General features: G+C 72.3%; 13 protein-coding genes. 6 read left to right on the forward strand and 7 right to left on the reverse strand.

Annotated features, from left to right (window positions below):
* Entirely contained in the window at positions 1-681 is a 681-nt protein-coding gene (locus OG738_RS07345; protein WP_086672798.1) for a response regulator, read from the reverse strand.
* A 7-nt stretch (positions 682-688) separates the two neighbouring features.
* Positions 689-1,984, reverse strand: a complete 1,296-nt coding sequence (locus tag OG738_RS07350; RefSeq protein WP_442875871.1) for a PspC domain-containing protein — start codon at positions 1,982-1,984, stop codon at positions 689-691.
* Positions 1,985-2,123: 139 nt separating this feature from the next.
* Here OG738_RS07350 and OG738_RS07355 point away from each other — a divergent pair, with 139 nt between their 5' ends.
* Both OG738_RS07355 and OG738_RS07360 read left to right on the forward strand, forming a co-directional pair.
* On the forward strand, positions 2,124-3,401 hold the full coding sequence (locus tag OG738_RS07355) for a PspC domain-containing protein (protein WP_329052334.1): 1,278 nt from the start codon (positions 2,124-2,126) through the stop codon (positions 3,399-3,401).
* A complete protein-coding gene (locus tag OG738_RS07360) occupies positions 3,394-3,630 on the forward strand; it encodes a hypothetical protein (protein WP_329052335.1) in 237 nt (78 codons plus the stop codon). Before OG738_RS07355 ends, OG738_RS07360 begins: the two co-directional genes overlap by 8 nt.
* A gap of 69 nt (positions 3,631-3,699) precedes the next feature.
* Here the strand turns inward: OG738_RS07360 and guaA are convergent, their stop codons facing one another.
* The gene (guaA, locus tag OG738_RS07365) at positions 3,700-5,256 is read right to left on the reverse strand and encodes a glutamine-hydrolyzing GMP synthase (RefSeq protein WP_329052336.1); all 1,557 of its coding nucleotides are present in this window, start codon (positions 5,254-5,256) and stop codon (positions 3,700-3,702) included.
* Positions 5,257-5,364: 108 nt separating this feature from the next.
* Between guaA and OG738_RS07370 the strand changes: the two genes are divergently transcribed.
* Entirely contained in the window at positions 5,365-5,916 is a 552-nt protein-coding gene (locus tag OG738_RS07370; RefSeq protein WP_329052338.1) for a DinB family protein, read from the forward strand.
* 83 nt (positions 5,917-5,999) lie between these two features.
* Complete coding sequence (locus OG738_RS07375) at positions 6,000-6,458, forward strand: hypothetical protein (RefSeq protein WP_329052341.1); 459 nt, start codon at positions 6,000-6,002, stop codon at positions 6,456-6,458.
* Positions 6,459-6,508: 50 nt separating this feature from the next.
* Here OG738_RS07375 and OG738_RS07380 read toward each other — a convergent pair whose 3' ends face one another.
* On the reverse strand, positions 6,509-7,099 hold the full coding sequence (locus OG738_RS07380) for a rhomboid family intramembrane serine protease (RefSeq protein ID WP_329052343.1): 591 nt from the start codon (positions 7,097-7,099) through the stop codon (positions 6,509-6,511).
* A 75-nt stretch (positions 7,100-7,174) separates the two neighbouring features.
* On the opposite strand from OG738_RS07380, the gene OG738_RS07385 reads away from it, so the two are divergent.
* Positions 7,175-8,209, forward strand: a complete 1,035-nt coding sequence (locus OG738_RS07385) for a zinc-dependent alcohol dehydrogenase family protein (protein WP_329052346.1) — start codon at positions 7,175-7,177, stop codon at positions 8,207-8,209.
* Between the two features lie 55 nt (positions 8,210-8,264).
* A complete protein-coding gene (locus OG738_RS07390) occupies positions 8,265-9,710 on the forward strand; it encodes an aldehyde dehydrogenase family protein (protein WP_329052348.1) in 1,446 nt (481 codons plus the stop codon).
* Here the strand turns inward: OG738_RS07390 and OG738_RS07395 are convergent.
* The 3 genes from OG738_RS07395 to OG738_RS07405 all read right to left on the reverse strand — a co-directional run bounded on the left by OG738_RS07395 (position 9,707) and on the right by OG738_RS07405 (position 13,773).
* The gene (locus tag OG738_RS07395) at positions 9,707-11,221 is read right to left on the reverse strand and encodes an FAD-binding oxidoreductase (RefSeq protein ID WP_329052350.1); all 1,515 of its coding nucleotides are present in this window, start codon (positions 11,219-11,221) and stop codon (positions 9,707-9,709) included. The two genes, OG738_RS07390 and OG738_RS07395, sit on opposite strands and share 4 nt — an antisense overlap.
* Before the next feature lie 118 nt (positions 11,222-11,339).
* Positions 11,340-12,053 (reverse strand): maleylpyruvate isomerase N-terminal domain-containing protein, encoded by a 714-nt coding sequence (locus tag OG738_RS07400; RefSeq protein WP_329052352.1) that lies wholly within the window; start codon positions 12,051-12,053, stop codon positions 11,340-11,342.
* Positions 12,054-12,063: 10 nt separating this feature from the next.
* Entirely contained in the window at positions 12,064-13,773 is a 1,710-nt protein-coding gene (locus tag OG738_RS07405) for a GMC family oxidoreductase (RefSeq protein WP_329052354.1), read from the reverse strand.
* Between the last annotated feature and the right edge of the window lie 5 nt (positions 13,774-13,778).

Consider the following 13,778-nt stretch of genomic DNA (forward strand, 5'->3'; position numbering starts at 1 on the left):
TCAGACGAGACGGCGGTCGGAAGCCCAGCGGGAAAGCTCGTAGCGGTTCGAGAGCTGGGTCTTCCGCAGGACGCTCGACACGTGCGTCTCGACGGTCTTCACCGAGATGAACAGCTCCGACGCGATCTCCTTGTACGCGTACCCGCGCGCCAGCAACCGCAGGACGTCGCGCTCGCGCGGGGTCAGCAGGTCCAGCTCCGGGTCGTTGATCGGCGCCGAGCCCGGCCGGTCGGCGAACGCGTCCAGCACGAACCCCGCCAGCCGCGGCGAGAACACCGCGTCGCCGTCCGAGACGCGGACCACCGCGCGGACCAGCTCCTTCGACGAGATCGTCTTCGTGACGTACCCGCGGGCGCCCGCGCGGATGACCGCGATGACGTCCTCCGCCGCGTCGGACACCGACAGGGCCAGGAACACCACGTCCGGCAGCTCGGGGCGGACGCGGCGCAGCACCTCGGCGCCGCCGCCGTCGGGCATGTGGACGTCGAGCAGCACCACCTGGGGCTTCGTCCGGGCGATCCCGGCCACCGCTTCGGCGACCGAACCGGCTTCGCCGACCACCCGGACCTCGTCGGTGATCGAATCGAGTTCGGTGCGGACCCCGGCGCGGAACAGCGCGTGGTCGTCGACGAGGAACACCTTCACCGGTTCGCGCTGGGTGTCAGTCACGTCGTCGAGCATAGCCGCCTCACGCTGCCCCCTTGCCCGCTTTCACCGGCATGGCGAGCTGCACCTCGGTGCCCTCCCCCGGCGCGGTGCGCACCTTGCACGTGCCGCCGTGCCGGGTCATCCGGCCGCGGATGGAGTCGGCGAGCCCGTGGCGGTCGTCCGGGACGAGGTCGGGGTCGAAGCCCTTGCCGCGGTCGCGGACGAACACCGTCACCGACGTCGGCTCGACTTCGGCGAAGACGCTGACCTCCTCGACGCCCGCGTGCTTGGCGGCGTTGACGATCGCCTCGCGCGCGGCTTGGACCAGCGCGACCAGTGAGTCGTCCAGCTCGGCGTCGCCGACGACGACCTGGCCGACGGAGATCGCGAACGTGTCCTCGACCTCGCCGCACGCCGTCGCGAGCGCTTCGGACAGCTGGCCCGTCGCTTCTTCGGGGCTCTCGACGGGCTTGCCGTAGCCGTTCGGGCCGTAGAGCCAGCCGCGCAGCTCGCGTTCCTGGCTGCGGGCCAGCCGCGCGACCTCGCGGGGCTGTTCGCTCTGCTTCTGGATCAGCGCGAGCGTCTGCAGGACGGAGTCGTGCAGGTGCGCGGCGATCTCGGCGCGTTCGTCGGTGCGGATGCGGGCCTTGCGCTCGTCGGACAGGTCCCGGACCAGCCGCAGCCAGAACGGCACGGTCAGCACGGCGACCCCGATGAGGGTCGCGACGACGGCGATCAGGGCGAACTGGACCTGGTCGAGCGTGCCGCTGCGCAGCACGACGACGGTGATCCCGGTGATCACCAGCGCGACGCCGGCGACGATCCGGATCGCGGCCGACCAGCCGCCCCCGCCGAGGAACGCCCCGGCGAAGCCGTCCTTCGCACCGACACGCCAGCGGCGGCGCTGCGACTCGTCGGCCTCGCGCCAGACGACGGCGAGACCGATCATCGCGACGGCGAGCGGCACGGCGACCCAGCCGCTGATGAACCCGGTGAGCGTCCCGCTGGCGATGGCGAGGCCCACCCCGAGCGCGATCAGGCCGAACGCCTGCTGGCGCTCCTTCGACGTGGGCGCTTTCGCGGTTTCTTCGGTCTGCTGCTGGACGAAGACCCAGAGGAGCCCGTAGGCGAGCAGGCCCGCGCCGTTCAGGGCGGCGAGCAGCGCGAAGGCCGTCCGCACCCAGACGACGGGCACCCCGAGGTGGTCGGCGAGCCCCCCGGCGACCCCGGCGATCGCCCGACCGGACCGGCGCCGGAACATCTTGGGCTTCTCCGGGACGGTCACCTGGTCGGGCGTTACGTGGTCGAGGGCTTCCTGCACGGGGTCCATGGTCACACGCGGTCGTGCGTGGGTGCATCGGGGAAAATCCCGGAACGCCCGATCAGGGCCGGGGAACCGGCCGGAACCCGCCTCCGGGAAACCTCAGGGACCATCCCGGATGTCCGCCGATCTGCCGTGCCGCATGCTCTTCGGTATGAGTGGTGCGAGTGAGACACGGGCACCGAAGCCGAGTCCGTTGAACGGCTTCGAGGAGACCGTGAAGGACTTCTGGGTGAGCCGGCCGAGGCGGCCGCACGCCGGGCGGAAGGTGGCCGGCGTGGCCGCCGCCATCGGGTACCGGTACGGGATCGATCCGGTCGTCGTGCGGGTGGCCCTCGTGGTCGCGACGATCTTCGGCGGCTTCGGCGTCCCCTTCTACCTGCTGGGGTGGCTGTTCCTGCCCGGCGAGAGCGACGAGGTCTCCGGCTTCGAGTCGCTGATCGGACGCGGCCGGTCGTCCGTGTCGCCCGCGTTCGCCGTCGTGCTCTGCGTCCTCACCGTCGTCAGCGTCGGGGGCAGCTTCAGCGGCTCCTGGTTCGACGGCGGGGCCCTCATCAGCTTCGCGCTCATCGCCATCGCGCTCTACCTGCTGCACCGCAGCCGCGGCCAGGAGAACCGGCCCGCGCCGGTCACGCCGCGGACTCAGGCCTTCACCGGAAACGGAGCCTTCACCATGACCGAGACCGCGACCGCCGACGCGGAGGCGAAGCCGGGGTGGGACCCGCTCGCCGCCGACCCGGCGGGCTGGGACCTGCCCGAGGCGCCGTCCTCGCCGCCGCCTCCGCCCACGCCGCCGACGTACCAGCGGCCCGCGCCGCGCCGGCGGTCGAAGGTGGGCTCGGCGACCTTCGCGCTCGCCGTGGTCACCGCGGGTGGTGGCGTGCTGGCGAACCTCAACGGCGCCCCGTGGTTCTCCGCGCAGCACATCATCGGCCTGGTGCTCGGCGTGGTCGGGATCGGCCTGGTCACCGGCGCGTTCGTCCGCGGCGGGCGCGGCCTGATCGGGCTCGCCGTGCCGCTCGCGATCGCCGGGATGGTCCTGACGACCGTGCCGTTCCAGAACTTCGACTTCCGCGGCGGCGCGGGCGACCTCACGGTGACGCCGCACGCGGTGACCGACCTCAAGCCGCTCTACCAGCACGCGGCGGGCAACATCGACCTCGACCTCACGCAGCTGCCGGCCGGCGCACCGATCACCACCGACGTGGTCAACGGCGCCGGCGACACCACGGTCACCGTGCCGGACACGGCGGACGTCACCTACGACTGCCACACCGGCGCCGGCACGACGTCGTGCTTCGACCGCTCCGCCGACGGCATCAGCCAGGACGCGCTGACCGGGACGGACTACGGCACCGACGGTCCCGGCGGCCAGAAGATCACCCTGCACGTCAAGAACAGCGTGGGCAACGTGGCGGTGCGCCGTGGCTGACCAGAACCCCTACGCCTACGACAACCCGGCCGAGGCCCCGCCCGCGAAGCGCGGCGTGGACGTCTTCACCCTGATCGTCGGCGTCGCGACGCTGCTCGTGTCCGCCTACGTCCTTTCGGACGGCGCGAGCTGGCTGCCGCAGTTCGACTTCCGCTGGGTGATCGCCGGCGGCGCGGTGTTCGTGGGGCTGCTGCTCCTCGGCGCGTCGTTCGGCAAGCGCCGCCGATAGCCGCAACGCCACCACTCTCTCGAGGCCCCGGATCCCACGCCGGGGCCTCGAGACCTGTCTACAGTGGACTCATTCCCACTCGATGGTGCCCGGCGGCTTGGACGTCACGTCCAGCACCACCCGGTTGACCTCCGCGACCTCGTTGGTGATGCGCGTGGAGATCCGCTCCAGGACGTCGTAGGGCAGGCGCGTCCAGTCCGCGGTCATCGCGTCCTCCGACGACACCGGCCGCAGCACCACCGGGTGGCCGTAGGTCCGGCCGTCACCCTGGACGCCGACGCTGCGGACGTCCGCGAGCAGCACCACCGGGCACTGCCAGATGCTGCGGTCCAGCCCGGCGGCCGTCAGCTCCTCGCGGGCGATCAGGTCGGCCGCGCGCAGGGTTTCCAGGCGCTCGGCGTCGACCGCGCCGATGATGCGGATGCCCAGGCCGGGGCCGGGGAACGGCTGGCGCTGGACGATCGTCTCGGGCAGGCCCAGCTCGGTGCCGACCTTGCGGACCTCGTCCTTGAACAGCAGCCGCAGCGGCTCGACCAGCTCGAACTGCAGGTCGTCCGGCAGGCCGCCGACGTTGTGGTGGCTCTTGATGTTGGCCGTGCCCTCGCCGCCGCCGGACTCGACGACGTCCGGGTACAGCGTGCCCTGGACCAGGAACTCGTAGTCGCCCTGGGCCTTCAGGTCGCGCTCGGCCTGCTCGAACACGCGGATGAACTCGCGGCCGATGATCTTGCGCTTCTGCTCGGGGTCGGTGACGCCGGCCAGCGCGTCGAGGAAGCGTTCCCGCGCGTCGATGGTCACGAGGTTGACCCCGGTGGCGGAGACGAAGTCCTGCTCGACCTGGGTCCGCTCGCCCGCGCGCAGCAGGCCGTGGTCGACGAACACACAGGTCAGCCGGTCGCCGATGGCACGCTGGACCAAGGCGGCCGCGACCGCGGAGTCGACGCCGCCGGAGAGGCCGCAGATCGCGCGGCCGTCGCCGATCTGGTCGCTGATCCGCTGGATCTGCTCCTCGACGATCGACGACGTCGTCCACTGCGGCTCGATGCCCGCGATGTCGCGCAGGAACCGGCGCAGCACCTCCTGGCCGTGCGGCGAGTGCGCGACCTCCGGGTGGTACTGGACGCCGGCGAAGCGGCGCTCGACGTCTTCGAAGCCCGCGACCTCGGCGCCGTCCGACGACGCCGTGACGACCGAGCCCTCAGGGGCCTTGGTGACGCTGTCGTTGTGGCTCATCCAGGCGGGCTGGTGCGCGGGCAGGCCGGCGTGCAGGACACCGCCGTCGCCGGTCACGCGGACCTCGGTGCGGCCGAACTCGCGGACGCCGGTCGGCTCGACGACGCCGCCGAGCGCGCTGGCGAGCAGCTGGTGGCCGTAGCAGATGCCGAACATCGGGACGCCGGCTTCGGTGAGCTTCGGGTCCATGCCCGGCGCGCCTTCGGCGTACACGCTCGAGGGGCCGCCGGAGAGGATGATCGCCGCGGGGTTCTTCGCGAGGATCTCTTCGACGGACGCGCTGTGCGGCACGACCTCGGAGTAGATCTGCGCCTCGCGGACGCGCCGGGCGATCAGCTGCGCGTACTGCGCCCCGAAGTCCACGACGAGAACCGGACCGGTGGGGTTGGGCACCTGACGACCTCCTGGCAGCGGCGGGATTGGCCTCCATCGTCCCAGGTGGGCTGGGTCACCCGGGATTCAGGGCCGCTCCTGTCCGCGATCGGGCCTAGCGTGCCCGGCATGGCTGTGAACTGGACGAAGGAACTGACCGACCAGCTCGACTTCCACTGGACCGTGCACACGCGACCGAGGCTCGAAGGCCTCACCGACGACGAGTACCTCTGGGAGCCGGTCGCGGGCTGCTGGACCGTCCGGCCGCGGAAGTCCGACGACGAACCCGGGACGGGCGAGTTCACCATCGACTTCGCCTTCCCGGAGCCGACGCCCCCGCCGGTCACGACGATCGCGTGGCGGCTCAACCACATCCTCGTCGGCGTCCTCGGCATGCGGACGGCGTCGCACTTCGGCGGCCCGCCGATGACCTACGACGACTACCCGTACCCGGGCACGGCCGCCGAGGCGATGTCGCTGCTCGACGAGTACTACGCCCGGTGGATCGCCGGGGTGCAGGCCCTCGACGACGGCGCCCTCGCGCGGCCGTGCGGCCCGGCGGAAGGCCCGTACGCGGAGTACCCGATGGCGACGCTGGTCCTGCACATCCACCGCGAGATGATCCACCACTGCGCCGAAGTCCTCCTGCTGCGCGACCTTCACCGCAGCCGGCCCCTGTAACGCCGAGTCACCACCGGGCCGACTCAACGGGTATCGAGGGCGGCCTCCGACCGGGGCCGGCCACCGCCGAGGGGAACCCGCGCATGCTCTACCGACTCCGCCCACCGGCCCGCCTGACCTGGTGCGATGTGCCCGGTTACCCGGTCTACCAGGTCGACGACCAGCCGCCGCCCGACTGGGAGCGGCTGTCGTGGCTGCCCGCCGGACCACGGGCGTTCAGCAACGACCTCCTGCGCATCGCCGTCCGTTACGGCGTGCGGTCGGGCGGCGGGATCGTCGTCGACGCCCGGCACGCCACGGACCTCGGGCGAGCCGACGAGCTGCGGTGCGACCGGATCGCCGCCGCCGAGGCCCGAACCGAAGCACGCAGCGGCGCGGGCGGACAGCGGGTCGAGGTGCTCGGCTCGGAAGACCGGGAGTGGGACAGCACCGAGGAAGCCGCTCGGGCGGCCGAAGCGGACCTCGCCGAACTCCTCGCGGTACCCGTGCGCATCGACCTGGTCGCGCACTGGCAGCGGCTCGGCGGCCGCTACCCGGACTGAGAGACGGACGGACCGGAGCCACCCCCACCGGGACTCCGGGCCGTCCGCGGTCAGTGGGCCCGTGGCAGCAGCAGGAACCCGAGGGCGCTGCCCAGCAGGCAAGGGAGGCCGTGGTTGTCGTGCACCAGCGTGTCGGCCACGGCCAGCACCGGCGCCGCGAACGCCAGGACGCGGAACTGCACCGGCAGCACCACGCCGTAGCGGCGCGAAGCCACCATGACCACCGCGGCCAGGCCGCCGATCAGGCCGACGACGCACATCGAGTTGCCCGCGCCGACCGGGTTGAGCCAGGCGTAGCTCATGAACTGGCCGAAGAGCCCGCAGCCGAAGTACAGGACGAGCCAGCGAACGCGGCCGAACACGCGCTCGGCGAGCGTGCCGAACACCGCCAGCCAGAGCAGGTTCGAGACCAGGCCGAACGCCCAGCCGTCCTGGAAGAACATCCCGGTGACCAGGCGGTACCACTGGCCGTCATCGATCCGGGCGGCGTCGCGGACGACCGCGTCGTACAGCGGCGGGTGCACCAGCTGGGCGATGCCGCACGCCAGCGTCACCGCGAACACCCCGGCGGTGAGGTACGGGCGGCGCGCCCCGGTGGCGAGGGCCCCGAACGGGCTGCGGGATGCGGCGCGGGTGGTCATGGACGAAAATCTAGGCGCGCCGGAGCCGCCGCACCCCCGCCGTTTGTCACGATCCGCCACGGGAAAGGCCCTTGCATGCGAGCGACAGTCATCTACGGTGCCGGCGACGTCCGGGTGGAAACCGTCCCCGACCCGAAGCTGGTGGAACCGACCGACGTCGTCCTGCGGGTCGTCCGGTCCTGCATCTGCGGCAGCGACCTATGGCCGTACGCCGACATGCCCCCGCGCGAGCACGGCCGCCGGATCGGGCACGAGTTCCTCGGCGTCGTCGAGGAGACCGGCGCGGACGTCCGAGGCGTCAAGAAGGGCGACCTCGCCGTCGCGCCGTTCGTCTGGTCCGACAACACCTGCGAGTTCTGCCGCGAAGGCCTTCAGACGTCCTGCCTGCACGGCGGCGGCTGGGGCGCGAAGGGCGTCGACGGCGGTCAGGGCGAGGCCGTGCGCGTCCCGCAGGCCGACGGCACGCTGGTCAAGCTCCCGCACACCGAGGACGACGACCTGCTCGCGTCCCTGCTGACCCTGTCGGACGTCTTCTCGACCGGGCACCACGCGGCGGTGAAGGCACGCGTGAGCGAGGGCCAGAACGTCACCGTGATCGGCGACGGCGCGGTCGGGCTCTCCGCTGTCCTCGCGGCGAAGCGCCTCGGCGCCGACCGCGTCGTCCTGATGGGCCGCCACCAGGCCCGCACCGACCTCGGGCGCGAGTTCGGCGCGACCGACGTCGTCGCCGAGCGCGGTGAGGAGGGCGTCGAGAAGGTGCGCGAGCTGACGAACGGCCGTGGCACGCACGCCGTCCTCGAGTGCGTCGGCACGAAGGGCGCCTTCGAGATGGGCGTCCGGGTGGTGCGCGCGGGCGGCGCGGTCAGCCGCGTCGGCCTGCCGCAGTACGAAGAAGGCCCGATCGGCGTGGGCGTGTTCCGCCGCAACGTCACGGTCACCGGCGGCGTCGCGCCGGCGCGGCACTACATCCCGGAACTGCTGCCGGACGTCCTCGACGGCAAGTACCAGCCCGGTCGCGTTTTCGACCGTACGATCGGCATCGAGGGCGTGCCGGACGGCTACCGCGCCATGGCCGACCGCGAGGCGCTGAAGGTGCTCATCAAGCCGTGACCCGTCCGGGTGGGCCTCCACCGGCCGGACGCCCACCCGGATTACGTTGGTACACATGGACATGATCACCCCCGAGCCGCGCCCCGCCTGGATCGCCGGCCGCCCGGAGCCGGGCGCCACCACCCTCGTCGTGCACCACCCGTACGACGGCAGCGAGGTCGCCACGGTCGGCGTGCCGGGGCCGGAGCAGGTCGAGCGCGCGGTCACCGCCGCCGTGTCGGTCGCCAAGGAGCTGCGCAGCACTCCCGCGCACGTCCGCGCCGGCGCGCTGGAGCACGTCTCGCGCGTGCTCGCCGCGCGTGCCGAAGAGATCGCCGAGGTGATCACGGCGGAGAACGGCAAGCCGCTCAAGTGGGCCGAAGCCGAGGTCAAGCGCGCGGTGTCGGTGTTCCGCATCGCGGCCGAGGAGGCCCGTCGGTTCACCGGCGACGTCCAGCGCCTCGACACCGACCCGGCGGGCGAGGCGCGGCTGGCGCTGACCCGCCGCGTCCCGCGCGGGCCGGTGCTCGGCATCGCGCCGTTCAACTTCCCGCTGAACCTGGTGGCGCACAAGGTGGCGCCGTCGCTGGCGATCGGCGCGCCGATCATCGTCAAGCCCGCGCCGCGGACGCCGTTGTCGGCGCTGATCCTCGGTGAGATCCTGGCCGAGACCGACCTGCCGGAAGGCGCGTTTTCCGTGCTGCCGCTGGGAAACGAACAGACGCAGGCACTCGTCGCCGACCCGCGGCTGCCGGTGGTGTCGTTCACCGGCTCGGGCCCGGTCGGCTGGTCCCTGAAGGACGCCGCGCCGCGCAAGCACGTCGTGCTCGAACTCGGCGGCAACGCGGCGGCCGTCGTCCTGCGCGACTGGCCCGACCCCGAAGGCGCCGCGCACCGCATTGCCACCTTCGGCAACTACCAGGCCGGGCAGTCCTGCATCGCCGTGCAGCGGGTGATCGTCGACGCCGCCGTGGCCGAGGAGTTCGTCCCGGCGCTGCTGGAGGCCGTCGAAGCGCAGCGGACGGGCGACCCGTACGACCGCGCCACCGACGTCGGCCCGGTCGTCGACGAGGCCGCCGCCGAACGGATCGTCGCGTGGGTCGACGAAGCCGTCGCCGCGGGCGCGAAGCTGCTCACCGGCGGCACCCGCGACGGCGCGACCGTCGCTCCGACGCTGCTCACCGACGTCCCGCCGGACACCAGGGCCTGGGCCGAAGAGATCTTCGGGCCGGTGCTCGCGGTGTCCGTTGTGGACGGTGTGGACGAGGCCTTCCGCTTGGTCAACGAATCCGCGTACGGCCTGCAGGCCGGCGTCTTCACCACCGACGTCCAGCTGGCGTTCCACGCGTCGGCCGAGCTGGAGGTCGGCGGCGTGATCGTCGGCGACGTGCCGTCCTACCGCGCCGACCAGATGCCCTACGGCGGCGTCAAGGGCTCCGGCGTCGGCCGCGAAGGCGTGCTCGCGGCCATGCACGACCTGACCGAGGAGCGCGTCACGGTCTTCACCGGCATCGACCTCTAAGCGACGACGCTCTGCCCGAACCGGAAGACGTTGTAGGGGTCGTACTTCTTCGCGACGTCCTGCAGTCGCTTGGCGTTGTCGCCGTAGTAGGCGGCCTTCCAGTCGGGCAGGGCCGGGTCGATGTAGTTGACGTACCCGCCGCCCGCGCCGGCCGCCGCGAGGCCCGCGACGACGTCGCCCACCGACTGCGTCACCCCTGACCGGGTCTTCGTGGTCGCGGGCGCGTAGATCTGGACGCTCGCCAGCGCGTCGCGGTGCCAGAACGCCGTCGCGTCCTTGGCCGGCTCGCCGACCTTCCCGCCGAGGCCGTCGATGAGCAGGTCCATCCCCGTCCGGCCGTCGGCGAGCGCGACCATCTTCGCCGGGTCGACCGGGCTCGTGATGATCCGCGACGACGCGACGAACGACTGCCGGGCCGAGCTGCCGGAGAAGTAGTTCATGGCGCCGAGGTAGTCGAGGGCCTTCACGGTGCGCTGCGTCGGCCGCGCGCCGGCGTTGGCGGTGAGGTTGTTGAGCAGGGTGTTGAGCCCGGAGGGGGCGCCGACGTAGCAGCCGCCGACGCGGCACTGGACCGGCGAGCCGCCCGAGATCACGATGTTCGCCCACAGCTCCGGCGGCATCGCGGCGATCCACTCCTGCCACGCGCCGAGCACGCCGGCCGCGGAGCCGGCCGGGAAGTGCAGCGAGAACACCGTCAGGTTCGGCGCGGGATCGGTGTCGAAGGTGAACTCGGTGACGATCCCGAAGTTGCCGCCGCCCCCGCCGCGCAGCGCCCAGAACAGGTCCGGTTCGGAGCTCGCCGACGCCGTGACGAGCTTGCCGTCGGCCGTGACGACCTGGGCGGAGCTGAGGTGGTCGCAGGTCAGGCCGTACTTGCGGGCGAGCACGCCGATGCCGCCGCCGAGGGTCAGCCCGGCGATCCCGACGGTCGGGCAGGAGCCCGCGGGCAGCGCGCGCCCGGCCGCCGCCAGTCCGGCGTAGACGTCCTTCAGCTTCGCGCCGGCGCCGATCACGGCCTGCGTGCCCTGGACGTCCACCTGGTTCATCGCGGCCACGTCGACGACGAGCCCGCTCTCGGGGACGGAGTAGCCGGCGTAGCAGTGACCGCCGCTGCGCGCGGCGAGCGTCACGCGCCCGGCGGCGGCCTGGACGCAGGTCTGCACGTCCTGGGCGCTTTTCGCGCTCGCCACGGCGACCGGGTTGTTGCTGTCGAAGAGCGGGTTGAAGGCGCGCTTGGCGGTGTCGTAGCCGTCGCCGCCCGGGCGCAGCAGGCCGCCGGCCAGTTGGCTGCGCAGCTCGTCCCAGTTCGGCGGCCCAGTAGGCGGCCGGCTCGAGGGTGGCACGGACGTCTCCGGGGGCGCCACGCCCGTCGACGCGATGGGCGACGTGGGACTGCCCGACCCGCACGCGGCGGCGACGGCACCGGCCGCTGACACGCCCGCGACCCGGAGGAACGCCCTTCTGTCCATGTGGTCGAAGACGTGCGGCCGTCCGGCGGGTTGCCCGGTCATCGGGCCGGCCTGCTCACGCTGTCCACATCGGACTCCTCGCTGCCGGGGACGCCCAGTTTAGGGCCGGACCCGGGTCTCCGCGCCCCTGATCGGTACACGGAGAACGGTCGCGGTCAGTTCACGACCAGGCGGGCAGCCGCGGGACGTCGCCGTCGAGGGCCCCGCCGTCCGAGCGCCCGCTCAGCCAGGCGAGCAGCTGCCCGCTCGTGCCGGTGACGGTGGCGCCCGGCGTGGCACCCATCGGCCACTCCCCGGTGCCCTCGGCGACCAGGCGGAGCGCGGGCAGGTGCGCGCTCCGGGTGGTGACCGCGTGCTCGACGACGTCCTCGGCGAGCGGGCCGAGCAGGCCCAGCACTCGATCGAGGTCGTAACCGCGGTCGAGGTCGGCGAGGTGGATGGTCAGCTCGGACAGCCGCATCCGCGCGACGACCGTTCCGCTGACGGGCGCGCCCTGGCGATTGCGCGCTTCCCGCGCCCAGGCGTCGTCGGCCAGCCCGGCGGCGTACTCCTCGAACCGCGCCGCGGACGCGACGAAGTCCGCGAGGATGTCGGCGGCCCCGCGCCGGACCCCGGCCTCGATGTCGGCTTCCCTGGCCTCGGCACTGGCGTACATCGGCGTCTCGACCCCGGTGTCCGCCCAGGTCAGCAGGTTCTTGAGGCCGTCGGCGTTCCGGGCGACGTGGGTCAGGACGTGCGCCCGCGACCAGCCCGGCAGCGCACTGGGGGCGCGCAGCTCGGGCTCGCCGAGGCTGCCGATGGCCCGCGCCCATTCGTCGTCGAGCTTGCGTACCCCGTCGAGCAGCGCGTGCGCCTTCTCGGATGCCGTCGTCACGGCCCCGATCCTAGGACCGCCGCAGGGCCGCCGGGGCGTCGGCGGGGACGGCCGGGTTCTTCGGTGCCACCGCCTCCAGCCGGACGTACGCCGCGTCCTGCGAAGGCCGCTGGTCCGCCTCGCCCTTGTTCGGCCAGAACGAGAACGCCCGCTCGGCCTGGGCGGTGATCGTCAGGGACGGGTTGACGCCCAGGTTGGCCGTGATCGCCGCGCCGTCGACCACCGACAGGCCCGGGTAGCCGAACACGCGGTGGTACGGGTCGATGACGCCGTCCTCAGCGGACGCGCCGATCGGGACGCCGCCGATGAAGTGCGCCGTCAGCGGGATGTCGAAGATCTCGCCCCACGTGCCGCCCGCGATGCCGCCGATGCGGTCCGCCGTGCGCTCGTTGGCCTCGTGGCCCGCCGGGATGAAGCTCGGGTTCGGCTCGCCGTGGCCCTGCTTCGACGTGTACTTGCGGCGGCCGAACAGGCCTCGCTTCGTGTACGTCGTGATCGAGTTGTCCAGGCTCTGCATCACCAGCAGGATCACCGTGCGCTCGCTCCAGCGGTAGCCGTTGAGCAGCTTCGCCGTCTGGACCGGGTGCTTGACCATGAAGCTCACCGCCTGCCGCCAGCGCGGCACCGGCGACGCGCCGTCGGTCGCGATCGTCTGCAGCAGGCTCATCGCGTTGCTGCCCTTGCCGTAGCGGACCGGCTCGATGTGGGTGTTCTCGTCCGGGTGGATCGACGACGTGATCGCGACCCCGCGGCTGAAGTTCCGGCTCTCGTCGACCTCGGTGCGCGCCGCGCCGATGATCGCCTCGGAGTTCGTGCGGGTCAGCTCGCCGAGCCGCCGCGAAAGCTTCGGCAGCGTGCCGGTGTCCTTCAGCTTGTGCAGCAGGTTCTGCGTGCCCCAGGTGCCCGCGGCGAAGACGACCTGCTCGGCCGTGATCGTCGTCCGGAAGCGCTTGGACGTCGTCCCCGTCTTCTTCAGGTCGACCTGGTAACCGCCTTCGACCGGCCGCACGGACGTCACCGTCGTCAGCGGGATGACGTGCGCGCCGTCCTGCTCGGCGAGGTAGAGGTAGTTCTTGACCAGCGTGTTCTTCGCACCGACGCGGCAGCCGGTCATGCACGAGCCGCATTCGGTGCAACCGACGCGCTCGGGGCCGGCACCGCCGAAGTACGGGTCCGCCGCCTTGGCGCCGGGCTTGCCGAAGTAGACGCCGACGGGCGTCGGGTGGAAGGAATCGGCGACGCCCATGTCCTTCGCGACGTCGCGCATCACGACGTCCGATGGCGTGATCGTCGGGTTCGTGACCACGCCGAGCATGCGGCTCGCCTGGTCGTAGTGCGGCGCGAGCTCGGACTCCCAGTCCGTGATGTGCGACCACTGCTTGTCGGCGTAGAACGGCTTGAGCGGCCGGTACAGCGTGTTCGCGTAGACGAGCGACCCGCCGCCGACGCCCGCGCCCGCCAGCACCATGACGTCGTTGAGCATGTGGATGCGCTGGATGCCGTAGCAGCCGACCTGCGGCGCCCAGAGGTAGCGCTTGAGGTCCCACGACGTCTTCGCGAACTCGTCGTCGGCGAACCTGCGCCCGGCCTCGACGACGGCTACGCGGTAGCCCTTCTCGGTGAGCCGCAGCGCCGCGACGCTGCCGCCGAACCCCGACCCCACCACGACGACGTCGTAGTCGGGGCCACCCGCACTGGTGGTGGTGTTACTGGCAGTCACACCTT

The organism is Amycolatopsis sp. NBC_01488 (assembly GCF_036227105.1).
In the GTDB taxonomy this organism is placed as follows: Bacteria; Actinomycetota; Actinomycetes; order Mycobacteriales; family Pseudonocardiaceae; genus Amycolatopsis.

What these genes read in the sequence shown, in the direction of transcription:
- OG738_RS07345 (WP_086672798.1), bottom strand. Translation starts at nt 681, where the DNA reads ATGCTCGACGACGTGACTGACACCCAGCGCGAACCGGTGAAGGTGTTC.
- OG738_RS07375 (WP_329052341.1), top strand. Translation starts at nt 6,000, where the DNA reads ATGCTCTACCGACTCCGCCCACCGGCCCGCCTGACCTGGTGCGATGTG.
- OG738_RS07395 (WP_329052350.1), bottom strand. Translation starts at nt 11,221, where the DNA reads ATGACCGGGCAACCCGCCGGACGGCCGCACGTCTTCGACCACATGGAC.
- OG738_RS07380 (WP_329052343.1), bottom strand. Translation starts at nt 7,099, where the DNA reads ATGACCACCCGCGCCGCATCCCGCAGCCCGTTCGGGGCCCTCGCCACC.
- OG738_RS07390 (WP_329052348.1), top strand. Translation starts at nt 8,265, where the DNA reads ATGGACATGATCACCCCCGAGCCGCGCCCCGCCTGGATCGCCGGCCGC.
- OG738_RS07355 (WP_329052334.1), top strand. Translation starts at nt 2,124, where the DNA reads ATGAGTGGTGCGAGTGAGACACGGGCACCGAAGCCGAGTCCGTTGAAC.
- OG738_RS07370 (WP_329052338.1), top strand. Translation starts at nt 5,365, where the DNA reads ATGGCTGTGAACTGGACGAAGGAACTGACCGACCAGCTCGACTTCCAC.
- OG738_RS07385 (WP_329052346.1), top strand. Translation starts at nt 7,175, where the DNA reads ATGCGAGCGACAGTCATCTACGGTGCCGGCGACGTCCGGGTGGAAACC.